Origin of the sequence: Bacillus sp. FJAT-50079, from assembly GCF_018343515.1 — a bacterium.
GTDB lineage: Bacteria > Bacillota > Bacilli > Bacillales > Bacillaceae_C > Lederbergia.
Genome location: NZ_JAGYPD010000007.1, coordinates 49,933 through 73,228 on the forward strand (window position 1 = coordinate 49,933; position 23,296 = coordinate 73,228).

Below are 23,296 nucleotides of genomic sequence, written 5' to 3' on the forward strand. Positions count from 1 at the left end.
CATTTCATATTTCATTTAATAAGGCAAAATTGCAAACAAAATATTATATGTTGCGTATAATACCTTGACTGTCATAGTAGTATGTTTTATATTGTATATAAAGAGGTGAGGGTGATGAATGGAAAACTATCCTCGGATTTGCTTCGTGGGCACACCGATACGATAATTTTGAAGCTTTTACTTAGTGGAGATAAATATGGATATGAAATAAGTAAACTAATCTATACCAGTTCGAAAGAGCAATATGAATTAAAGGAAGCAACGATGTATTCAAGTCTTAAACGTCTCGAAAAGGAAGGGAGCATTTCTTCCTATTGGGGGGAAGGAAGCCAAGGAGGCCGAAGAAAATATTATAAAATTACAGCCATTGGTGAAGAGACCTATCGACAAAATAAAGAAAATTGGGAGCAAGCGAAGAAAATTTTGGAAATGCTCCTTTAGGAAAGGATGAAAAAGATGAATGAACAACTAAAAGCACATGTCCGCAGCATTTTTGCTCCATATGAAAATGTAAAGACAGCGAAGGAATTAGAAGAGGAGCTATCACAAAATCTACTCGAAAAGTTCCAGGATTATAAGCGAAATGGCCATAGCGATGAGGAGGCATATAAGCTAACGATTGATTCGATCGGGGAAATTTCTGAGCTCGTTGATTCAATTAATCTTCAGTACAATGAGCTAGAACAAGCGGTGCGTATGGATTATTCAAAGCAACGCCTCATCGATTCGGACTTTCGTTCGGTTTCCGTCCACGATGGAAAGTTTGATCTTTGTGATTTAAAGCGCTCAGATTTTAGCCACTCAGATCTAACTAAAAGCACGTTCAAGGGCAGCAATTTAAACGAATGTATCTTTGAAGAAGTGAATTTGACGAGTACTTTGTTCAAAGGCTCTAATTTAAAAAGCGTCAACTTTAAAAATTGCATCTACGATAAAGCCCATTTTAAAGGCTGTAATTTATCAGGTCTTGATTTTGAAGGTGAAACATTTATCCAAACCATTTTTGAGACATCAACATTAAAAAAGGCATCCTTTCGCAACGCGACGCTTAAAAATGTCCAATTTCGCATGTCTGATGTAAAAAATGTGAATTTTGACGGAGCGATCATGGATAAATTAACGTATAACTTTTTAAGCGGTTCAAAAGCCGATGTTAGCAATGTAACAATTATTTAAGGAGGAGGGATTTATATGACCTTGCCAGTAGCTATTGTTGTTTCAACTGCGATTATTTGTGTAACGGCATTTTTAACTGCAGTAACATTAAAAGGAATGAGCATGGGTGATTAAACGCCAATGTTAAAAGCTCTGATCATGTGAAGATCAGGGCTTTTTCATTCTTAATCAAACATTTGATTGAAATTCAAAACAGTACCTTGCAATGAACAATACTGTGTGATATATTATTGTCAATCGGTACTGTTCAATGATTAGTAGTGAATAATGAAAGTATGGAGTGATTCAAACATGAATGTCCAATTTAAAAAAGGTGTTTTGGAGCTATGTGTTCTTGCGCTTTTACACAACCAAGATCGCTATGGCTATGAGCTTGTGCAAAGCATTTCCAATCAAATTTCCATTTCTGAAGGATCTGTCTACCCCCTGCTAAGGCGGTTAACGAAAGAGGGATATTTTACGACATATTTACAAGAATCATCCGAGGGACCATCACGTAAATATTACAAATTAACGGAGGCAGGCAAAAATTATCTTTATGAATTAATCGATGAATGGGAGAGCTTTTCAAAAGGGGTCAATCAATTAATAAAAGAAGGTGTTGCAAATGACTAAATATCAATTTCTAAAGATATTGGATTCTGCTTTACAGAAGCTTCCCGCTGATGAGCGTGCTGATATTTTACAAGACTTTGAAGAACATTACTCGATGGGAATGGCGGAAGGAAAAACCGAGGAGGAGCTATCGGCCTCACTTGGTTCCCCACAACAAATTGCTAAAGATTTACTTGCGACGCGTCATCTTGAAAAAGTAGAGGCGACGGCAACGGTCGGAAATGTTTTTCGCGCAGTTTGGGCAGTGATTGGATTGGGCTTTTTCAACTTAGTGATTGTGCTTGGTCCGTTTATCGCACTTGTTTCTATCGTTATTGCAGGCTGGGTTGCGGCAGCTGGATTTATTGTTTCTCCTTTTCTTGTCGTATTAAGTTCAATGATATTTCCAGGAAACTTTGAGCTTTTTGAGTTTTTTGTGGCACTTGGATGTGCGGGTATAGGTCTATTTATTGCGATTGGGATGTTTTTCGCCACTCGTACATTAACAAAAGGGTTTATTCGTTATTTACAATTTAATGTAAAACTCGTAAAAGGTGGTTTGAAACATGATTAATGTTAAAAATGTATCAATCATTGCCCTCGCTCTTTTCTTGGTAGGTATTATAGGGGCAGCTCTTTCCTTTAAGTTCATAAGTAAACCTGAAGAAATATTTGAGGAAAAGCAGGTCGATGCTGATTTTGTGAATATGGAAATTGTTGCGGAAAACGCAAAGGTCGAAATTATTCCAACCACATCAGCTATCGCGAAAGTAGAACTAACAGGCAAGGCGAAAAAGCAAAAGTTTGAAGTGAACGTAAAGGGAGATTCGCTAATCGTTCAAGTAAAGGAAGAAAGTTGGAGCTTCGTGAATTTAGACTTTTTTACGACTGGTTTAGCATTAACTATATATGTTCCAGAAAAACAGTATGAAACGATTTTTGCAAAAAGCAATAACGGACGAATTGAAGCGGAAAAGCTAGAAGCGAAAGATATTAAAATGGAAACAGATAATGGTCGAATCCAATTGCAAGATGTAAAGGCAGCGAATGTTACAACTAAGACAGATAATGGACGCACAGAGTTAAAGAACATAGTAGCCGAAACGATTTCTGTCAAAGCGGCTAACGGAAAAGTAATCTTAGACAATGTAGAAGGAGAATTGGTCGGAAAAGCGAACAATGGCAGCATTACTTTAATAACGAATCAACTAAATAATCCGATCGATTTCACGACAGATAACGGAAAAATTAAAATTGAAACTGAAAAAGAACCGGAAAATGCGACATTCGATGCTGATGTGGCAAATGGAAAGGTTCGCATTTATGGACATTCAGATAAGCATATCGTATTTGGCAATGGCGATCATACGATTCGATTGCGCACACATAATGGCAGCATTACGGTGGATTAACAGAGCAGATGGGGTACCCTCATCTGTTTTTTTGGCTTTAGTATATATCGCTTAGAAATCAGTGTGACGGCTTAGAAAATCAAATAATGTCTTGGAAATCGGTGTGACGGCTTAGAAAAATCGAATAATGTCTTGGAAATCGGTGTGACGGCTTAGAAAAATCGAATAATGTCTTGGAAATCGGTGTGACGGCTTAGAAAAATCGAATAATGTCTTGGAAATCGGTGTGACGGCTTAGAAAATCGAATAATGTCTTGGAAATCGGTGTGACGGCTTAGAAAGTCGAATAATGGCTTAGAAATCAGTGTGACGGCTTAGAAAAATCGAATAATGGCTTAGAAATCGGTGTGACGGCTTAGAAAATCGAATAATGGCTTGGAAAACCGCGCAACGGCTTAGAAAAATCCAACTAATGACTTACAAATCCCCATAATCGCTTAGAAACTTAGAAATATTTTGGCTTAAATAATCACTTAGTTTATATCAAACCTTCGATGAGTGAATCTTATTTTCCTTTCAAGCGTATACTTATCAATTAGTAAAATATAGAGGATGATCGAGATGATGGAATATGAAAGAAAGGTCCAAGATGATCTACAAGCATGGCAACGGCAAATACTTAGAAAATCGAGCATTTTGAATCGGATGTCGAAAAAAGCGCAAGGGAAAATCAATGAGCTAATTCCAGAGAAGGTTCATAAAGTGTTAACGGAAAGTATTAAAACAATGGTAAAAGCAACACTTGTTGGGTCTAATATAACGACAAGCAAAGATCAAGCAGCAAATAAAAGCCTTTATGAGCGTGACGAGTTGGTAAAGCAAAAACTGTCCACGTTTCGAAAAACGGCGGTCATTGAAGGAGCAGGAACGGGTGCTGGAGGAATTTTGCTTGGTTTAGCTGATTTCCCATTGCTTTTATCAATAAAAATGAAGTTTTTGTTTGAAGCTGCTGCTGTTTACGGATTTGATACAAATGAATACGAAGAGCGATTATTCATTTTACATGTTTTCCAGCTTGCGTTTTCAAGTGATGAAAAACGCAAGGAAACCTTTCATATGATTGCGAATTGGGAAGAAAATAAGCAGTTGCTTGCCGAAATGGATTGGCAAGCATTTCAGCAAGAATATCGCGATTATATTGATTTAGTGAAATTGCTACAACTCATTCCCGGTTTCGGAGCCATTGTTGGGGCATACGCCAACTATAATTTACTTGATCATTTAGGGGAAACGGCAATGAATGCTTATCGGATGAGAATCTTGAAGATATAAGGCATAATAATAGAAACAACGTATAATGAGGTGCAGGATGAGTAATAAAACGATTGTAATTTCTACATTAGGTCTGTTTGTTGTAATTGCAGCTTTTGTACTTTTTCTCAATAAAGAGGAGAAAACTGAACCAACCATCACGACAGTCAATCACCCATCAATTGAAAACCAGCCGACCATCGGAGATGAGGCTGCACCTGTTTCTGTTATTGAATTTGGTGATTATAAATGTCCTTCATGTAAAGCTTGGGGAGAGAAGATCTATCCGCAACTAGAAAAAGAGTATATTAAGACGGGAAAAATTACATTTTCTTATATGAATGTTTTGTTCCATGGGGAGGAATCGATTCTTGCTTCGTTAGCCTCAGAATCTGTCTACAAGCATCATCCAGAAGCATTCTGGCCTTTTCATAACGCGCTATTTGCTGCACAGCCGACGAGTCAGAATCATGATGAACAATGGGTGACGGTTGAAAGCTTGCTTGACATTGCGCAACAATCTGTACCAAATATCGATATCGCACAATTTAAAGCTGATATTACCGAGGGAGAAACTGCAGCAGAAGTTGCGATCGATATGGAGTTAGTAAAGGAACTAGATGTGCAATTCACACCGACGATCGTTATTAATGGGGTCATGTTAGAGGATCCATTTGATTATGATGCGATCGTGACCCAAATTGAAAAAGGATTGAAAAAATAAAGATGCATAAAGCAAAAATGAGTTATCATTTATATTTTGCTTGGGTTGTCTCTGTCATTGCCACGTTAGGAAGCCTGTATTTTAGTGAAATAAAAGGATTTATTCCGTGTGAGCTTTGCTGGTATCAAAGAATTTTTATGTATCCATTGGCGATTCTTCTCGGCATTGCGTCCTTTTATAATGATAAAAGCTTGAAAAAATACATTCTCCCTTTATCGATCATGGGTGGCACGATTTCTTTGTATCACTATCTCGTCCAAAAGGTTCCTGGGTTTGCGGCGATCAAACCATGTGTACAAGGTGTTCCGTGTAATGTCCAGTATATTAATTGGTTTGGCTTTGTTACGATTCCTTTTTTAGCATTAACGGCTTTTACACTGATTAGTCTATTGCTTGTGCTTATGAAAAAAAGTGAATAATTGTATTAAACAAGCTTGTCCATACTAAAAGGTGGACGAGCTTGTTTTACAGTCATGTATAGACAACTACCTTCGTTTTTATTATAATAAAGAGTCGTCTAAAATTTTTAGAGAAAGAAGGTTATGCATTTTGACATCTGATCAACGTAAAAAGATGATTATATTAATGATAAATATGTTTATTGCGATTGGAAGTTTTGGGATCATTATTCCAATTCTGCCGGCTTATTTAATGTCAATTGGTGAAGGGGGAACAGCGGCTGGATTAATGATTGCCATTTTTGCCGGTGCACAGCTCATTGTATCTCCAATTGCAGGAAAATGGACCGATCAATATGGGCGCAGAAAAATGATTATTTGGGGACTTGGTGGATTAGCACTATCCATGTTCGTCTTTTATTTTTCCGATTCACTTATCGTGTTGTACCTTTCACGCGTGATCGGCGGTGTCGGGGCTGCATTGCTCGTTCCAGCCATTTTCGCATATGTAGCTGACATTACAACGATGGATCAGCGGGCAAAAGGTAATAGTTATATTTCTGCTTCGATGTCGTTGGGGATTGTTATCGGACCAGGAATTGGCGGGTTTTTGGCTGACTTCGGTTTAAAAGTACCACTGCTCGTTTCCGCGATTGTCGGGCTTGTTGCTGTTGCATTTTCTGCAATTGTCTTAAAGGAAAGCATGCCAGAGGGCAGTTACGTTCCGGAAGAGCATAATGATTCAATGATCAAAAAAATTGGTCAATCTTTTAGTAAACCGTATTTCATTCCACTTATTATCATCCTTGTAATGAGTTTTGGACTGATGGCATATGAGTCCGTACTCGGTCTTTTCGTCGACAATGAGTTCGGAGCTACTCCGAAGGAAATTGCTTGGATGATTACAGCTACTGGGATTATTAGCGTAGTTGTTCAACTGTTTGCTGTGGATCGAATTGTACGTCGATTTGGTGAAGCCTCCGTATTAACGATTTTTCTTGGTGTTGCAGCAGCTGGCTTCGTATTATCCCTTTTAGCAAATAGCTATATGATGTTTTTTGGTGTAACAATGATTATTTTCCTAGCCACATCAATTTTACGACCAGTATTAACGACGCTTATTTCAAAGCTAGCCGGGAATGAGCAAGGATTTGCAATGGGGATGAATAATGCGTATATGAGTATTGGAAACATTCTTGGACCACTAACAGCGGGTCTTCTGTATGATGTGAACATTATTTATCCATTCATACTGGGCTTAGTTGTATTAGTCATCACAATGCTTGTTTCGATTAGGTGGAGCGGTCGCCGTAATCGCCGTAAAACTGTACCAGCTATCAAGTAAGAGCAAAGTCTAAATTAAAGACTTTGCTCTTTTTTTTATAAAGATAGGATTTAAAAATCAATTATGTCATAAATTAGGTCTGAGGTCTGAGAACATTACTAGGCTATGGTTGGTTCAGACCATATAGATATTTTTGTATGATAAATGGGTAATGAAGAATAAAGGGGTGAGTAACATTGAGGAAGGTTTTATTTTTCCCTTTACTAAGGATGCCCTCAGGTCATCACCAAGTTGCGGATGCCGTCGCTGAATATATTAGTAAAAGAGATCCGAATATCCAGTGTAAAAAAATCGATCTATTAAGTGCATGGAATCCAATCGTTGAAACGGCAGTTACGAAACTTTATCTAAAGTGGATACATCATTTTCCGAAAACATATGCATGGATGTACGAGCAAATGGCACATACATCAAATTCTCAACGTTCTTATCATTACTATGAGTTTTTGTTTTTGAAAAAGATGGAGAAAATCATTTCTGAAGAAAAACCTGATCTAATTATTTGTACGCACGGATTCCCATCCTATATTGTGAGTAAACTAAAGATCAAAAATCAGTGCTCTGTACCAGTAATTAATGTGTACACTGATTTTTTTGTAAATGATGTTTGGGGGAAAGAAGGAATCGATTATCATTTTGTTCCTAGTGAAGCAGTGAAAACCGCTTTAATAAATAAAAATGGACTATCGGAAAATCAAATTATTATGACAGGAATCCCGATTAGTGAGCAGTTTATGAGCAACCGTATAAAATCGATTAAAAATAAGAAGAAATGGAATGTTCTCATATCTGGAGGCAGCATCGGATTAGGAAATATATTGGATCTATTGGAGCAAAAAGAATGTAAAAAGGAAATCGAATATTTCGTTTTATGCGGAAAGAACAAGAAACTTTTTCAAACAATTGCAAAGCTCAATTTCAAGAATATCCACCCGTATTCCTACATTTCATCAAAAGAAGAGATGAATGAGATGTATGACAATATCGATGCAATAATAACGAAGCCAGGAGGGGTTACAATTAGCGAAGCGGTTCGCAAAGAAATTCCAATCTTTATTCATTCTGCACTTCCTGGTCAAGAAGAAATTAATTTAAAGTTGCTAAAAGATCTAAAGCTTGTACATGAACTCAATGATAAGCAAAATTTTGATGATCAAGTGATTGCTTTTTTAAACGATAAGCTTCTAATGCAACAAAATGAAACATCATTTCACTCTTATTTAGAGGTTTTACGTGATGGGACACCGATGAATATATATCATTTCATTAACTCTTTAATTAAATCGGGTAAAGAAGATGATCAGATGTCCGTGAAAGAAGGGGCTTTTCAATGATTCAACAATTTTTGGAGTGGCTAAGTACGATCGGTCTTTCCGGCTTATTTATTGCAATGTTTCTAGAAGGATCCTCTTTGCCATTTCCAGGTTTGGCGATTGTGCTATCATACGGATATTTATTATCACCTGAATATGTAGCCACCATTTTTATCGCTGCAGGAATGAGTGTTTTTTATAGTCTTTCTAGTCTTATTCCGTATTTTATAGGAGAAAAGCTAGAGCGTATCTTCCCTAATAAATTGAGAAAGAAGCTAGATAGGGGAATTCACCTATTTAATCGATATGGTGTTTGGAGCATTGCACTTACTCGACCATTTGGAGTGGGGAATTATATTTCATATGTTGCTGGTATGAGTAAAGTGAATGTATATAAATATTTACTTTTAACTTTCATAGGCATATATCCATGGTCGTACGTAATGATTCTTGCTGGGGCCTATGTTAACGGCAATTACGAGGTATTTAAAAATTATTTTAGCACATACAGCATATATGGATATGGAATGGTTTTATGTGGTATAGCGATTGCTATTTTTATTTATTATAGAAAGTCTAAACAAAGAAATTCGAATTTCACCAAATGGAAAAAAGGAGGCCAAAGTGAATGAAGCAAACGGGAGTGTCATTAGGTGGTGGCTCTCTGCGTGGAGTTGCCCATATAGGCGCTTTAAAGGAATTGATTAGTAATGAGATCGAAATTACCCACATTGCTGGAACGAGTGCCGGATCTGTCGTTGGCGGCCTCTTTGCAAGTGGAATGGATCCAGAAAATATGAAATGCATTGTGCATGATTTATCAATTAGGCGCCATATTGATATTGGGTTCAATCGAAAAGGTTGGATAAAAGGAGATCGAATCTATCAATCATTATTAAAGTGGACAGATGGAAAACACTTCTCTGATTTGAACCTTCCATTTGCTGTTATCTGTGTAGATCTGATTTCCGGAGAGATGGTCGTGATCGATACTGGGGAGGTAGCGCTGGCAATACGTGCAAGCATTGCCATCCCGGGATTATTTTCACCAGTAGAAATGGGAGGAAAACTACTAGTAGATGGTTATATATTAAATAATAATCCCGCAGACATCGTTAGAAGGATGGGAGCGAAAAAGGTTACATCTATTCGAGTGCAGAGCTCCCATGTACATCAGCCTACAAATCTTATTTCCGTACTAAATCGATATATTGATATTGCTAGTCAGAAAAACACAGAACGTTGCTTAGAAGAGCATGCAGATGTGTTGATCGATATTGATTTACAGAATATAGGTAGATTTGAAACAAAATCTTTATCTAAGGTCATTGCATTAGGGCAGTTAGAAGCTAGAAAGGTATTATTTAACAAAAAGTACAAAAACGTTGTTTATATGGATCAGTGGCTGCAAAAGGTACATTAATAAGTAAGTTTGAAAAGAAGCAGATTATATCTGCTATTTTTTTTGAATGGATATTGTTGCGCTAGCTCGAGTTGATCGAGTAACTAACCCTTTACGATCTAGCTCACTTTATAAGTGTGTCAAATCGCCCATTTTTACGTCACCAAAGGTGTTTTATAAATGGGGAAATCTGTAATCCGCACCTTAATTCGAGATGATAATGTTATGTAAATATAATAAATGTTCTGCATACTATTTTGATTACGTTTTCAGCTGAACTTTGTGTATTTCGCATAATATAGCGGTTTTTTATGTATCTCAGTCATAAGTAGGGAGACTTTTTTGTCGGTTCGAAATCGTCAAAATACTTTGTTGAAATATATTGCAATTTGTCGAAAATCAGAGTAATATAGATTTCAGCGATATATTGCATACAAGTCTTTGCGGACTGAAAATAGGTTTACAAATTTTTAGGAGGAACAGATTTATGAAGACAAAGTTATCATTTTCGTCTTATTTTGTTATAGGAGTCATGCTATTTGCGCTATTTTTCGGGGCAGGAAATCTGATCTTCCCAGCGACACTTGGACAGAATGCAGGAACAAATCTATGGCCTGCTGTTATCGGATTTTTAATTACGGGAATCGGCTTGCCATTCCTTGGAATATTGGCAATGGGCTTTTCAGGAAGCCGCAATTTACAAGATCTTTCCAGTCGGATTCATCCAGCCTATGGGGTTATTTTTACTTCACTTCTTTATTTGACAATTGGACCATTTTTCGCAACGCCACGTACAGGAGCAGTTGCATATGATATCGGAATTGCACCATTTATCAGTGATGGATTTGTACAGATCGGATTATTTATTTTCACATTGATTTTCTTCGTTGTTACTATGTGGTTGTCTTTAAATCCAGCAAAAATTGTCGATAACGTTGGAAAAATTCTCTCACCTGGAATTCTCATTCTTCTTGCTGTATTACTTTTAATGGTCATTGTAAAACCAATGGGAGCAATCGGGGATCCACAAACCGCAGCATATACAAGTGGAGCGTTCATGAAAGGATTTACGGAGGGCTATAATACGATGGATGCCCTCGCATCGCTCGTATTTGGAATTATTGTCATTAATGCCATTCGCGGCATGGGCGTTACGTCCAAAGCCGGTATTCTTTCAGCAGCAGTGAAATCAGGAATTGTTGCAACTTCATTTCTTGGAATTATTTACGTTGGAATTGCTTATTTAGGCGCAACAAGTACTGAAACATTAGGTCTTTTTGACAATGGTGGACCGGTTCTTAGCAATGCATCTGTCCATTATTTTGGGAAATTTGGATTAGTAATGTTAGCCGTTATTATTATCCTTGCTTGTTTAACGACAAGTATTGGATTGATTACCGCTTGCGGAGAGTACTTCCATACTTTATTCCCGAAAGTAAGTTATAAAGCATTCGTTGTTTTCTTTTCAGCGCTTTCTTTCACGATTGCAAACTTTGGATTATCAAATATTATTAATTACTCGATTCCAGTGTTAATGTTCCTTTATCCATTAGCGATCGTGCTCATGCTTTTAACATTTTTATCGCCATTATTTAATCATTCTAGAATTGTTTATGTAGCAGCAACATTCGTGGCGTTTTTAATTAGTATCGTCGATGGAATTAAAACATTTTGTCAACTTTTTGAAATTGAATATTTCGGTTGGTTTGCACCTATTGTTTCTTTCTATGAGGATACATTGCCGATGTATGAAGAAGGGCTTGGTTGGTTGTTGCCGGTATTAGCCATTATTGTTATTACTGGTGTCATTGCACGAATTGCAATGCCTAATCGCCCAAAAGTAAGCTCGAAATCAGAACCAGAACCATCAACAAACTAATTAATCTTAAAAGAGGCTATTCAAAAGTTAAACTTTTGAATAGCCTCTTCTTATGATCGATTTCCCCTTAATAGCATATTTAAGTCATTATGGTAAATCGAACTCCATCCGAATGCCTTTTACCATTGGAAATTCTTCAAGAGGGTAAATCGAACTTCATCCGAATGCCCTTCAGCTGTGGAAAGTCTCCAATGAGGTAAATCGAACCCCACTCGAATGCCCTTCACCTGTGGAAAGTCCCCAATAAGGTAAATCGAACCCCGTCCGAATGCCTTTCACCTGTGGAAATTCTTCAATAAGGTAAATCGAGCAAACGATGTTTACTAAAGGCTCACATCTCCCTTTTAGACGGCATCTCTAATCACGAAATGGAGGTGGTGCAATTAAACGAAAAATCGCCAATTTCGCCGCGAAAGTCGTGCAATTTTTTCGCGAAGTTTAGACGACATTTAACTAAAGAACCTATTACTCTGTAAAATTAAGGACAAGTGAATGTACCTTTTTATTGACTGAGTAGTCTTTGTCTTTAATGTCACACATTAAATAAAAATTTAGTACATCACTTATATATTGTGGTGTACTTCTTTTGTTTAATAGACCTCTAAATGACCTCATTTACTATAACGGCAGTTTTCTGAATTTACACACATCGGGTGTTGTGGTAAAATGTGAACATACGTTCCAAGTATAAGTTCTACTTGGGGGTGTTTTTTTGAAGGAATATACAGTAAAAGAGGTTGCTGACCTCTTAGGAAAACACGAAGAAACAAATAAAAGCTGCAATAAATCGAACAGGAAGTTACTCAGATGATAAGAATCATTTTTTTGTAGAATTTATTAGAGCAGAACGATTGGAAGATGATGAGGAAGCTGAAGGTCTATGGTTTACTGAGCTATTCGAAAATAATCTTATTGGACAGTGGTATAAAAATTTGAATGACAATGAGTTAAAACATAAACGAGACCTTCTTTATTCGTGGGGCTATGGTGAAGATAATTCTAATAGTAATCCTGAACCCTTTTACTCCAAACATAAAGGAATACTCTCATCAAGTACTTTTGTTCGATGTAGAACCAATATATGTAGCCGTAACCTTCGGTTTATTGACATTAGATATATGTACTACTACCGGTACCAGATTAAATGAATTATTGCAAATTAACAATACTAAAGAATGTATCCGTACTGTTAAGAAATTACATTTTTCTTTTTATGCTATTCCAAAAGGTCGTGATGAATTAGAAGCTTTTTATATTAGCGAACAAACAATGAAAATAATAAAATCGGTTGGTTTGATGCTAAAAACTCATTATGGCACTGAAAAAATCCCAAGCGTTAAATATCGTGGTGATCGACGCCATATATTCCCGAAATCTAAGCCTTATTTTTTTCAGTATCATAATAAAGCACTTATTGGATTTGCAATTAATTCAAGCTTTCGTTTTTTGTTGCACGGGCTACAATTTGAAACACAAGAAGGTAAACCTGTTGTAGTGACCGAAGCTGTTCAGCGACAAAAGCTACCAATAGACATTGTGGCTAAGATATTGCATCAACGTGATGTTAGGGGTGACTAGTTATTACTCTGAGCCTACACCAAGCCAATTGGCTCAATCAGTAAGTGATTTACACGATGTTATATCTGATTATTTAGATATTGATGAGGCTGTATTGCGAAATCCTGAAGATCTTGAAAAAGAACTCGAGGAGTATAAAGAAAAAGTTGGTGTGTTCAATAATGTTGTAGGTGGAACGTGTGTCACTAATCACGTCTGTCCAATAAAAATGGCGTGTTTAGGTTGCCAAGCAAAAATCCCACAACCTGAAAAGAAACACGAATTATTAGAGGTTATTGAGTTATCGAAAGATATGGAGAAACGATATAGTGCAATGGGTTTAACGATTGATGTGAAAAAAGCAAAAACGATGCGAAAACACGCTCGTAATGAATTAAAGGAAATCGAACTTATTGAAAAGTATAGGGAGGAGCAAAAGTATGAGCCAGACATTCTATTCAAAAAGAAATGAACCTGTTTGGCTTAAAGAAAGTCATCAAAAGCGTAGTAATCGTTCAATAGAGCTCGGTATACAATCAATTGATTAAAAAAGGTGATCCTATCACCTATACAACGGTCTCTGAACAATCAAAAAAATTGACCCCGAAGGGAAGGGAATTCACCCAAATACAATTCGCACAAACGAACAACTATATGAGTATTACAAGCAATATAGTAAAACTCATAAATAAAAAAAGAATAGCAAAAATACTGTATTAAACGATTCTATTAACACCGAGGATTTGAATTTTTCTAAAATAAAACCAAGCCGAAATCTTGATAATCTGAGAAGGAAATATATGAAATTAACTAAGGAAGAACTTGTCCAAAGACTAATTCTTTCAGAAGAATATATTGCAGAAAATAACACAAGATGGATTACCAGTTATTTCGAATCGTTTAAGTAGGTATCCTTCGTATATATCACCTAATCTTATTAAACTAACGGTGCAGTTTAGTTCAACAAGAAATATAATTTCATATGGAATTTTATGTTAGGAAATTATGAATAATCAAATAATGGGGGTTGTGAATTGAGAAAGTTACTATCCTTAATTGTAATTATCTCTGTGCTAACTGGTTGCAGTTCAGAATTATCATTTTCAGAATTACCTGAGAAGGGTGTTAAAAAAGATATTCAATCGTTTATTGACAATGTTAAGGATGAAAATGGGGTACATCTTTACTTCGAAAAACAAAAAGCTGTATATGTATATTTGAATGGATCAAATGTAAAAGAAGGTGAAAAAGCTACACATTTTACTGATTTTAATGTTGAAAAAAACGGTGAGACATTAAGCATTTTATACAATACTGCTGAAACTGCTGATTATTCAAATCAATCATTAAAGCACGAACTTTTATATAAGGTTAAATTAGACAAGAAATACGAGGTTATTAAGCCTGTTAGTAATGGTAAAGAAACCTCGTTTGGTGTAATATCAGGAAATCAATAACCAGCTTATTGAACTAACGGGTGCGTTAGCACAACAACATTATATTTTTGTTGTTGTAAATGAGGTCATTTGTTGTACAAAAAAGGATAGGTGAGCATAAGAAATTATGCTCACCTATCCTTTTTAATTTATTACTTAAAATGTCCGACATTAAATAAAAATTCAATGTTGTTAAGGGTTTTAAGAAAAAACCTGACTTTTAATAAAACATCAGACAAGACAGGTTCTTTATTTATTCTTTACATGAAATTCATTAATGGCCCGAAGCCAATTTTCCCTCATCATAGCAGAAACTTCGATTGCATCGCGCTTTTTCATTAACTCAATAATTTGATTATGTTCATCTATCGATTTTTCCGTTAAGACGATGGAATTATAAAAAAATAATCGGCGTACATGGGCTTGCAATGATTCAAGGATCGATAGGATATAGGGATTGTTTGCTGTATTGACGATAATCTGATGAAATTGTTCATCGATTTTTAATGCTGAAAAGGAATCATTTGAACGAATCGCATCAGCAAATCGCCGATTCGTCTCTTCAAGTAATGAAATGACTTCCGTCGTTAAATGAGGAATTGCCAACTCAGCGGATAATGCTTGCAATGCGGCCAAAGGCGGGAGCAAATCTTTGATCGTTTCCTTCTTTACCTCTGTTACTTGCGTTGCTTTTCCAGGATACATTTTGACAAAACCTTGAACCTCGAGCAATTGTAAAGATTCGCGAACGGGGGTCCTACTTACACCTAATGCAGCGGCAATCTCTGAGTCAATGAGCTTTTCACCAGGCAGTAAGGTCCCATCGATAATCCATTGCTGGAGTTGATGAAACGCTTTTACTTTCGCTGTTTTACGAACCGGCTTCGAATGATTTATCGGGATCGGCATAGCGATTCACCACCCTTTTAACAATATTATATAGGTATAGTATACAGGATAATGTTCGAAAGTGAAAATAGGTGCTGGCCATTAAATTTATGTATTGACTCTCACGTAACGTGATACCTTATAGTCATAAGTGAAGGGAGGCAAGAGAAGTTGAAAGTGAAAGAAGTGGCTGATTTGGTCGGTATTAGTGTGCGCACACTCCATCATTATGATGAAATTGGCTTATTAGCCCCAGAGAAAACGACGGAAGCGGGTTATCGTTTGTACTCGGATGATAATCTCGAAACGTTGCAGCAAATTTTGTTTTTTAAAGAGCTTGGCTTCCCTTTAAAGAAAATTAAGGAGATTATCAACCGCCCATCATTTGATCGGCAAGAAGCGTTAGAATTGCATCGGAAAATGCTGCTTGAAAAACGGAAGCGTCTCAATCAAATGATTGCAACGATTGAAAAGACGATACAGCATGCGAAAGGAGAAATAGAAATGTCTAATGAGGAAAAATTTAAAGGCTTTGATTTTAGCCATAATCGATACGAACAAGAAGCGCGCGAACGTTGGGGAGATGAGGCTGTTGATCAAGCAAATACAAAAGTGACATCCATGTCAAAAGGCGAAAAGAAAGAGTTTGAGAATCGATTTAATGAGATCTATCACGGGCTTGCCGCTATTCGCCATACTGCTCCTGAATCGGACGAAGCGCAGGCGCGGATTAAAGAATGGTTCGACTTTTTAAATCAAATGGGAGATTACTCGCTTGATGCATTTAAAGGGTTAGGGCAAATGTATGTCGATGATGAGCGCTTCACAAAAAACATCGATCAATTCGGAGAAGGGCTCGCACAATTTATGTGTGATGCAATGGCGGTATTTGCTCATACAAATAAGTAATAAAAAGTTAATGCCTGAACACAAGTCGCGTTAAGCTTTAACGCGCTAGTGGTCAGGCATCTCTTTTTTTATTGTAGGCCTTCTATACGGAGTTCTTTAACAGGCATGAATATTTCACCAGTATTTAAATACTTTAAGCTCACTATATCCCCCGCTTCTAAATAGATAGACAGAGGGGCGACCTCTGAGGAGATGATAAAGTTTTGCTTATTGTCCAAATAGAATGAAACAACGGTGAGATCTCCTTGTTTTTCTTTAAATACACGTATTACCGTACCTGCAACGCTTTTTTCTTCCGCCATCGATGTCCCATCAACTGAGCTGCCGCCTCGTTGTAAGGCAGTTTTATATAACTTTAGAGCTTCATTCGGTGTATTGGCAAAAACAGATATTTCCGGATTTGCAGCAGAAACGATGAAGTAATTTTGCAAAAATCCATTGGAATCGAGCACAGGTGTTAACCAGCTTGCTTTCCCGAAAAAGTTGTACAGTACAGGCATTTCTCCGGACCACTTTTTCTCGATAAATTTTTTATCGATTATTTGTAATGCCGCCTGGGAATCCATATAAGACTCTTCTAAATTACCTGTGTAGTAAGTTGCTTTTCCAGTACGTGCATCTGTAAGTGAGTAGCCAAGCATGGAGTCGACGCCTTCTTTCGGACTTGTAAAATCTGTGAAGTAGACCATGTTTCCATTCTCATCAAAGATCGGACTCACATTGGCAACTGTACCTTCATCAGATGGAAGCTTTACATCTCTTTTTCCAAATAAACTGTTCCAAAATCCATGAATATATTTTCCGAAATAACTATTTTGCAAGCTTACAGCTTCAGGAGAAACAGCACCGTCGATGAATGTAGGAGTTTCACCTAAAGTGAATTTTTCCGTTTTTCCATTTGCGGGATCAACCATAACTACACCTTGCATATCAAAGCCATCTCTCGCAGATATAAACCGACCGTATGTCCTGACATAGAAGGGTTTCCCGTCATCATTAATCTCTAATCGTGGTTCGCCATAGAAAATTAGATTGGGGTATTGATTGCGAATAAAACGATTTAAATCCTTATTTAAATATGCCGATGGACTATAAGTCATTTCTGCTTTAATAAATTTAGGATTATTGGATGCGTCGGTCGCACTCATTTTAAAATAGCCAGGCGTTGTTTTTCCATTCCGCCATTTGAAAAATCCGGAGAATTCAACAGGCGCAATATAAACAAACTCCTCTCCGACCTTTTGGATTTGCAATTCACCTAGCTCATAATAGCTTGTGTTTGGTACTTGGCCAAACGCTTTTTTCATTTTATTTCTTGCGAATTTCGGTGGTACGCTTGCGGGTGTTTTTGATTCATCAAAGGCTTGTATTTCCACCTTTTCTTCCATTTTTGATACGGTGTATTTTTCATTCGAATTAAATAAAAAGGCGCTTAATAAATAAACCATAAACACAAGGCTTCCCAAAAATAAAACAGCTTTGAATAAACGCTCCCGTCCGCTTGCGAATAAAGCGCCAAGGGCAGTAGCAATGAGCAGCAGGAACCAAAGCGAGCTAATCGTTCGATCAATATTGGAAAGATAATAAAAACCAAATACAACCAGCCAAAACAGGATGGTCACACCTATATATTCAACGCTGATATTTCGTTTCGGTGCTTTCTTTACTTGCTTGGGCATTATTGGAATGACGATTAATGTAAGGACAATCGCCACGATCAGTGAAAAAATGAATATACTCCCCATTTGAACAACTCCTCTAAAAATAGCTTTCTTCTTTTTACGATTTCACATATAAAGAGGTTTCAATTTTTTGTATATGTAGAAGTGTTTTTCCGAACGCTAGGAAGGGAATGAATAATTAGCAGCCAAAAGGAGATGTTTCTATTGATAAAAAAGATAATGATTTGTGCGATAGGGATAATGATGCTTACCGGATGCAATGCTGGTTCATCGAAGAACGGTCAAGGGGATCAGCCGGACAAAACTGAAAATCTTTCCCACTTACAAGAAGATGGAGTAAGTGATCAAAGTAAAGAATCTGCAAATCCTCAGGCGCTGACACAAGAGGAGGTCATTCAAGAAACAGAGAAACAATTAAAAACGGGTATGCCAGTGAAGCTGCCAAAAACGATCGTCGTTTCTGATGGAAAGTATTTAACCGCCAAAACGAGTTCCGATAGCGATCAGTATGTAGTGATGTTTTTTGAAACAGATCAACCCGTTCCTATTAACAATGATGAATTGGAGAATATGAAGGTAAATATTGCTACGCTAAAAGGAACAAAGTATGAATCGGAAGAAAAGGCGGCTGAACAGGTTAATTACGAAAACCATGCAGAGGTCGGCGGACAAAAAATCGATCTTGGCAATGGAATAACAGGCTATGCGGAAGGTGCAGCTGGTTCACAGTACATTGGTTGGAATGAGGGAAGATGGTCAATTGTTGTTCGCGGGCAAACAGAGCAAGGGGAACATGTGGCTGATGAAGCGAAAAAAGTGGTGCAATATTTAGAAGAACACACACTTCCAGTTCCACATGAACATGGAGCTGCGATGCTTGATGTCACTGAAAATAATGAGGAACATGTGCAGCGAATTGTTTGGCAGGAAGGTGAGATCGTCTACGAGATAGAAGCGGTGAGGAGCGCATTGGAGGCACTTGATTTAGCAGTCGCAACAGCGGGGAATCCATAAATTCTTCCCTGTTGCGACTAAGTCACGACAACAATGGGGAAAGTATGTAAAACTGCGAAAGTTACAGAGGAATGATAGATGAGGAATATTTGGAGCATTTATACAAAAGACTTAAAACAAATCGTGTCAAACTGGGCGGCGCTCATTTTAATTAGTGGATTGATCATTCTCCCATCACTGTATGCATGGCTTAATATTGCCGCTATGTGGGATCCCTATTCAAAAACGGGCAATCTCCCTGTCGCAATTGTGAATGAAGATAAAGGAGCGGTTGTTCAGGATAAGAGCATAAATATAGGAAAAGAACTAGAGCAATCATTACGTACGAACCCAAACTTAGAATGGCATTTTACCGATCGCAAGCGGGCGATGGAAAAAGTGGAGTTTGGTGAGTATTTTGCGATGATTGTCATTCCTGAGGATTTTTCGGAAGATTTAAGTTCCGTTATCTCCGATCATCCTGAAAAAGCGAAGGTAGAATATTATGTAAACGAGAAAATCAATTCGATATCACCTAAAATTACTGAAAAGGGTGCTTCGGTCATTGTTGATCAAATGAGTAGGAAGTTTATTTCAACAGTGAGTGGTATTCTTTTTGAAAGATTTAATAAGCTCGGGATCGAGTTAGAGCAGGAATTGCCTGACATTGAAAGGTTCGAAAATTATGTGTTTATCCTCGAAAAGGATCTTCCTGAAATAAACAGTTTACTTCGGGATTCATTAGCAGATGCAAATTCGGCGGAGAGAATAGTTGCGAAGGCGCAAGGAGCTCTTCCAGAAGTAAAGCAATTAACAATGGATGGACTTGAAACGTTAAATAAAACGGCAAACCTCATTCAAGAGGCTGAAAACAGCTTAAATCAAATCATGCCGAAAGTGAGGCAGGATATTGAAAACGTACAGAAAATTTCTAATGATATTCGGGCATTTATAAATAATATAGAAAATGCCAGTATTGATCTAAGCGATGAGCAGGCTTTACAAAATAAAGTACAAGCTCAAACCAATGGTGCACTTCAAAGCATTGAAACGGTTGAAGCTGCCGTCACAGAACTAAAGGAGATAAATGGAGCTGGATCAGAAAATATAGGGAACGAGCAGTTGGGACGAGCGCTTCAAGAAACGGCGAAGCTGAAAGAGATGCTGCTGGAAAACCAAGAAAATCTGGCAAATTTAGTTGAGTTACTGAATGGAAAAGGAGTGGAATTTCAAAGCAAGCTTGATGAAATGAAAGAGATTGCCCGCCGTACACCCGTTCAATTAGATACTTATATTCATAATTATAAAGAGATAATTGAGCCGGCAATCGTAAATGAAATAGCTAAAGCGAAAAAGACTTTAGCAGGTGCAAGGGACACTTTGGAAACAATTCAGTCCGCTTTTCCTCAAATAGAGCAAACACTGGCTCAAACGAAGAAAAACCTTGGCGAGGGTAAAGATAAATTACAATATGTATATGATGAATTTCCTTATATTAGTGAGAAGGTAATACAACTTGCCAATAAAATAAGAAACGTAGAAAATGAAACAGATGTAAGGGAGTTGATTAAGCTTCTTAAAAATAACCCTGAGGCAGAAAGTAATTTTTTCGAGGAACCGGTGGAACTGGATGAAAATAAGCTATTTCCAATAAAGAACTACGGTACAGGCATGACACCATTTTATACTGTACTTGCAATCTGGGTTGGAGCACTGTTATTAATTTCCTTATTGGCCGTGGATATTAGAAGCTCCGTCACATACACTGAGAAAGAAATTTATTTTGGGCGACTTTTGACATTTATAACGATTGGCTTTTTGCAAACATTGATTGTCACTGTTGGGGATTTACTTTTACTTGGAGTAACCGCAAGTTCACCATTATGGTTGATTGCTTTTGGGCTATTGACGAGTCTCGTTTTCATGATTATTGTCTATACACTTGTATCTGTATTTGGAAATGTAGGGAAGGCGATGGCAATCATTATACTTGTATTGCAAATCGCAGGGTCTGGAGGTACATATCCAGTTGTATTGCTTCCAAGCTTTTTTCAATGGATTAGCCCGTTCCTTCCATTTACATATGCTGTTGACTTAATGCGGGAAGCAGTGGGAGGAATAATTTGGAAACGGGTTTGGATGGACATTGGTTTTTTAAGTGCTTTTTCCCTACTCTTCGTTTGTATCGGCACTATTTTGAAGGAGCCGCTTAATAGAAGAATGGAGATCATGCTGAAAAAGTCAAAGGAATCAGGTATATTTCATTGATGAGCGGACAAGCAAAGCTAGACGGCGATCAACAGATTGATTGAATAACAATAGGTTTGTCGTTCTTTATACGACAAAGTTAGTATTCGTCTTTATTGAATCGGAGTAGATCGTAAATTAAAATATAGAATGAATAATAATGAAAGGGAGCGAGCATATGGCTCAATCGAATATTAAAGTTGCTGTTCAGAAGTTTGGTAACTTCCTCAGTTCAATGGTTATGCCAAATATTTCAGCTTTTATTGCGTGGGGACTTATTACTGCGCTGTTTATTCCTACTGGATTCATCCCAAATGAAAGCCTTTCCAGTATGGTTGGTCCAATGGTTACGTACTTATTGCCATTATTAATTGGATTTACAGGTGGAAAAATCATCTATGATCAACGCGGGGGAGTTGTTGGTGCAATTGCCACGATGGGGGTCATTGTTGGAACAGACATTCCGATGTTCCTTGGTGCGATGATTATGGGACCGCTTGGCGGATATGTCATTAAAAAGTTTGATCAGTCAATTGAAGGAAAAGTAAAAGCGGGCTTTGAAATGCTCGTAAATAATTTTTCAGCCGGAATACTCGGTGGAATTCTTTCGATCTTGTCATTTTTAGCAATTGGCCCTGCTGTTAATGCCTTTTCCAATTGGTTAATGGTTGGCGTCGATTGGTTAGTAAGCGCGGGTCTACTACCATTAACAAGTATTTTGATCGAACCTGGGAAAATTTTATTTTTAAATAATGCGATTAACCACGGAATTTTAACGCCGATTGGTTTAGAGCAGGCAAAGGAAACAGGGCAATCGGTCTTACTGTTACTTGAAGCAAATCCAGGACCGGGACTTGGTGTCCTTCTAGCATATTGTATTTTTGGAAAAGGGAACGCAAGAAGATCCGCACCGGGAGCGGCGATTATTCAATTTTTAGGGGGGATTCATGAAATCTATTTCCCTTATATTTTAATGCGCCCAATGCTAATTCTAGCGGTAATCTTAGGGGGAATGAGCGGTGTATTTACACTTGTTCTTTTAGGCGGAGGTTTATTCGCTCCATCATCTCCAGGAAGTATTATTGCGATTACGGCGGTTACTCCTCACCATGCAGGCGCATTTATTGCTAACTATGCGGGAATTCTTGTTGCTGCGATTGTATCGTTTGTCGTTGCTGCCTTCATTTTAAAAACGGGCAAACAATCGGATGAAGATATTGAAGAAGCAGCGAGAAAAATGCAGGAGATGAAAGGGAAGAAGAGCTCTGTTGTCGGAGCATTGGCTACGAACAACGGAAAATTACCAGACCAAGTAGAGAAAATTTATTTTGCTTGTGACGCGGGAATGGGTTCAAGTGCGATGGGTGCCTCGCTTTTACGTAAAAAAGTGAAAGAGGCAGGCTTAAACATAGCAGTAACCAATACAGCGATTAGCAATCTGCCTGCTGATGCACAAGTGGTCATTACACAGGATGAGCTAACACCAAGGGCGCAAAATAAAGTACCTGCTGCTTATCACGTATCGGTTGATAATTTCTTATCAAGTCCTGAGTATGATGAATTAATCGAGAAACTCCAAAATCCTGAGATTCGTTCTGAAGATGGAGTCGTGGAGGAAGTAGAGGAGCCAAAAACGGATCAATCTGAAAGTAATGATTTGCTGCTTGAAGAAAACGTCTTTTTAAATCAATCGTTTGTCAATAAAGAAGAGGCAATCCGCTTTGCAGGGCGAGCTTTAGTAAAAGCGGGTTACGTGAAAGAGAGCTATATTGAAGCGATGATCGCTCGTGATGAAATGACTTCAACGTATATGGGAAATGATGTGGCAATCCCCCACGGTACGGAAGAAGCGAAAAAAGATGTCATCAAATCTGGGTTTACGGTCATTCAAGTGCCAAACGGTGTTGATTTTGACGGGCAAAAAGTAAGATTGATTTTTGGGATTGCCGGAAAAGACGGTACACATTTAGAAATACTATCGGGCATTGCTGTAACATGCGCAGACATGGACAATATCGAGAAATTAGTTGCAGCGCAAACAGCGCGTGAAATTATGGATATGATCGATATTAAAAGTAATTAGTCTGTTG

At 37.6% G+C, this 23,296-nt stretch carries 20 protein-coding genes and 1 pseudogene; 19 read left to right on the forward strand and 2 right to left on the reverse strand.

The features are described 5' to 3' along the window. Positions 1–114: 114 nt before the first annotated feature. The 15 genes and pseudogenes from KHA95_RS18535 to KHA95_RS18605 all read left to right on the forward strand — a co-directional run bounded on the left by KHA95_RS18535 (position 115) and on the right by KHA95_RS18605 (position 14,508). Positions 115–441, forward strand: coding sequence for a PadR family transcriptional regulator (locus KHA95_RS18535; RefSeq protein WP_249317086.1), 327 nt, complete (start codon positions 115–117; stop codon positions 439–441). 15 nt (positions 442–456) lie between these two features. Continuing rightward, a complete protein-coding gene (locus KHA95_RS18540; protein WP_213139049.1) occupies positions 457–1,176 on the forward strand; it encodes a pentapeptide repeat-containing protein in 720 nt (239 codons plus the stop codon). 291 nt (positions 1,177–1,467) lie between these two features. After that, a complete protein-coding gene (locus KHA95_RS18545) occupies positions 1,468–1,791 on the forward strand; it encodes a PadR family transcriptional regulator (protein ID WP_213139050.1) in 324 nt (107 codons plus the stop codon). After that, on the forward strand, positions 1,784–2,344 hold the full coding sequence (locus tag KHA95_RS18550) for a DUF1700 domain-containing protein (protein ID WP_213139051.1): 561 nt from the start codon (positions 1,784–1,786) through the stop codon (positions 2,342–2,344). The genes KHA95_RS18545 and KHA95_RS18550 overlap by 8 nt, the downstream gene beginning before the upstream one ends. Then, entirely contained in the window at positions 2,337–3,182 is an 846-nt protein-coding gene (locus KHA95_RS18555) for a DUF4097 family beta strand repeat-containing protein (protein ID WP_213139052.1), read from the forward strand. The genes KHA95_RS18550 and KHA95_RS18555 overlap by 8 nt, the downstream gene beginning before the upstream one ends. 561 nt (positions 3,183–3,743) lie before the next feature. Further along, positions 3,744–4,454 carry an EcsC family protein gene (locus KHA95_RS18560; protein WP_213139053.1) on the forward strand — a complete coding sequence of 237 codons (711 nt, stop codon included), beginning with the start codon at positions 3,744–3,746 and terminating at the stop codon, positions 4,452–4,454. Positions 4,455–4,491: 37 nt separating this feature from the next. After that, positions 4,492–5,157, forward strand: coding sequence for a DsbA family protein (locus KHA95_RS18565; RefSeq protein WP_249317088.1), 666 nt, complete (start codon positions 4,492–4,494; stop codon positions 5,155–5,157). Positions 5,158–5,159: 2 nt separating this feature from the next. Further along, positions 5,160–5,576 (forward strand): disulfide oxidoreductase, encoded by a 417-nt coding sequence (locus tag KHA95_RS18570; protein WP_213139055.1) that lies wholly within the window; start codon positions 5,160–5,162, stop codon positions 5,574–5,576. Between the two features lie 130 nt (positions 5,577–5,706). Continuing rightward, entirely contained in the window at positions 5,707–6,900 is a 1,194-nt protein-coding gene (locus KHA95_RS18575; RefSeq protein WP_213139056.1) for an MFS transporter, read from the forward strand. A 176-nt stretch (positions 6,901–7,076) separates the two neighbouring features. Then, the gene (locus KHA95_RS18580; protein WP_213139057.1) at positions 7,077–8,234 is read left to right on the forward strand and encodes an MGDG synthase family glycosyltransferase; all 1,158 of its coding nucleotides are present in this window, start codon (positions 7,077–7,079) and stop codon (positions 8,232–8,234) included. Beyond that, on the forward strand, positions 8,231–8,845 hold the full coding sequence (locus KHA95_RS18585; protein ID WP_213139058.1) for a DedA family protein: 615 nt from the start codon (positions 8,231–8,233) through the stop codon (positions 8,843–8,845). The genes KHA95_RS18580 and KHA95_RS18585 overlap by 4 nt, the downstream gene beginning before the upstream one ends. Beyond that, a complete protein-coding gene (locus tag KHA95_RS18590) occupies positions 8,842–9,636 on the forward strand; it encodes a patatin-like phospholipase family protein (protein WP_213139059.1) in 795 nt (264 codons plus the stop codon). The genes KHA95_RS18585 and KHA95_RS18590 overlap by 4 nt, the downstream gene beginning before the upstream one ends. 466 nt (positions 9,637–10,102) lie before the next feature. Continuing rightward, complete coding sequence (brnQ, locus tag KHA95_RS18595) at positions 10,103–11,494, forward strand: branched-chain amino acid transport system II carrier protein (protein ID WP_213139060.1); 1,392 nt, start codon at positions 10,103–10,105, stop codon at positions 11,492–11,494. Between the two features lie 758 nt (positions 11,495–12,252). Further along, positions 12,253–13,523, forward strand: a pseudogene (locus KHA95_RS18600) (site-specific integrase); the annotation flags it as partial. 562 nt (positions 13,524–14,085) lie between these two features. Next, positions 14,086–14,508 carry a lipoprotein gene (locus KHA95_RS18605; RefSeq protein WP_213139061.1) on the forward strand — a complete coding sequence of 141 codons (423 nt, stop codon included), beginning with the start codon at positions 14,086–14,088 and terminating at the stop codon, positions 14,506–14,508. A 228-nt stretch (positions 14,509–14,736) separates the two neighbouring features. Here KHA95_RS18605 and KHA95_RS18610 read toward each other — a convergent pair whose 3' ends face one another. Then, a complete protein-coding gene (locus tag KHA95_RS18610; protein ID WP_213139062.1) occupies positions 14,737–15,396 on the reverse strand; it encodes a GntR family transcriptional regulator in 660 nt (219 codons plus the stop codon). A 126-nt stretch (positions 15,397–15,522) separates the two neighbouring features. On the opposite strand from KHA95_RS18610, the gene KHA95_RS18615 reads away from it, so the two are divergent. Further along, on the forward strand, positions 15,523–16,284 hold the full coding sequence (locus KHA95_RS18615; protein ID WP_349305507.1) for a MerR family transcriptional regulator: 762 nt from the start codon (positions 15,523–15,525) through the stop codon (positions 16,282–16,284). A 68-nt stretch (positions 16,285–16,352) separates the two neighbouring features. Here KHA95_RS18615 and KHA95_RS18620 read toward each other — a convergent pair whose 3' ends face one another. Then, positions 16,353–18,029: a hypothetical protein gene (locus KHA95_RS18620; protein WP_213139064.1), complete on the reverse strand. Its 1,677-nt coding sequence runs from the start codon at positions 18,027–18,029 to the stop codon at positions 16,353–16,355. Between the two features lie 141 nt (positions 18,030–18,170). On the opposite strand from KHA95_RS18620, the gene KHA95_RS18625 reads away from it, so the two are divergent. The 3 genes from KHA95_RS18625 (at position 18,171) to KHA95_RS18635 (ending at position 23,289) form a co-directional block, all read left to right on the forward strand. Beyond that, entirely contained in the window at positions 18,171–18,980 is an 810-nt protein-coding gene (locus tag KHA95_RS18625) for a hypothetical protein (RefSeq protein ID WP_213139065.1), read from the forward strand. Positions 18,981–19,058: 78 nt separating this feature from the next. Beyond that, complete coding sequence (locus tag KHA95_RS18630; RefSeq protein WP_213139066.1) at positions 19,059–21,227, forward strand: YhgE/Pip domain-containing protein; 2,169 nt, start codon at positions 19,059–19,061, stop codon at positions 21,225–21,227. A gap of 157 nt (positions 21,228–21,384) precedes the next feature. Continuing rightward, positions 21,385–23,289: a PTS mannitol transporter subunit IICBA gene (locus tag KHA95_RS18635; protein ID WP_213139067.1), complete on the forward strand. Its 1,905-nt coding sequence runs from the start codon at positions 21,385–21,387 to the stop codon at positions 23,287–23,289. Positions 23,290–23,296: the final 7 nt, after the last annotated feature.

What these genes read in the sequence shown, in the direction of transcription:
- KHA95_RS18545 (WP_213139050.1), top strand. Translation starts at nt 1,468, where the DNA reads ATGAATGTCCAATTTAAAAAAGGTGTTTTGGAGCTATGTGTTCTTGCG.
- KHA95_RS18630 (WP_213139066.1), top strand. Translation starts at nt 19,059, where the DNA reads ATGAGGAATATTTGGAGCATTTATACAAAAGACTTAAAACAAATCGTG.
- KHA95_RS18535 (WP_249317086.1), top strand. Translation starts at nt 115, where the DNA reads ATGAATGGAAAACTATCCTCGGATTTGCTTCGTGGGCACACCGATACG.
- KHA95_RS18610 (WP_213139062.1), bottom strand. Translation starts at nt 15,396, where the DNA reads ATGCCGATCCCGATAAATCATTCGAAGCCGGTTCGTAAAACAGCGAAA.
- brnQ (WP_213139060.1), top strand. Translation starts at nt 10,103, where the DNA reads ATGAAGACAAAGTTATCATTTTCGTCTTATTTTGTTATAGGAGTCATG.
- KHA95_RS18565 (WP_249317088.1), top strand. Translation starts at nt 4,492, where the DNA reads ATGAGTAATAAAACGATTGTAATTTCTACATTAGGTCTGTTTGTTGTA.
- KHA95_RS18620 (WP_213139064.1), bottom strand. Translation starts at nt 18,029, where the DNA reads ATGGGGAGTATATTCATTTTTTCACTGATCGTGGCGATTGTCCTTACA.
- KHA95_RS18555 (WP_213139052.1), top strand. Translation starts at nt 2,337, where the DNA reads ATGATTAATGTTAAAAATGTATCAATCATTGCCCTCGCTCTTTTCTTG.
- KHA95_RS18590 (WP_213139059.1), top strand. Translation starts at nt 8,842, where the DNA reads ATGAAGCAAACGGGAGTGTCATTAGGTGGTGGCTCTCTGCGTGGAGTT.
- KHA95_RS18550 (WP_213139051.1), top strand. Translation starts at nt 1,784, where the DNA reads ATGACTAAATATCAATTTCTAAAGATATTGGATTCTGCTTTACAGAAG.
- KHA95_RS18570 (WP_213139055.1), top strand. Translation starts at nt 5,160, where the DNA reads ATGCATAAAGCAAAAATGAGTTATCATTTATATTTTGCTTGGGTTGTC.
- KHA95_RS18560 (WP_213139053.1), top strand. Translation starts at nt 3,744, where the DNA reads ATGATGGAATATGAAAGAAAGGTCCAAGATGATCTACAAGCATGGCAA.
- KHA95_RS18635 (WP_213139067.1), top strand. Translation starts at nt 21,385, where the DNA reads ATGGCTCAATCGAATATTAAAGTTGCTGTTCAGAAGTTTGGTAACTTC.
- KHA95_RS18540 (WP_213139049.1), top strand. Translation starts at nt 457, where the DNA reads ATGAATGAACAACTAAAAGCACATGTCCGCAGCATTTTTGCTCCATAT.
- KHA95_RS18585 (WP_213139058.1), top strand. Translation starts at nt 8,231, where the DNA reads ATGATTCAACAATTTTTGGAGTGGCTAAGTACGATCGGTCTTTCCGGC.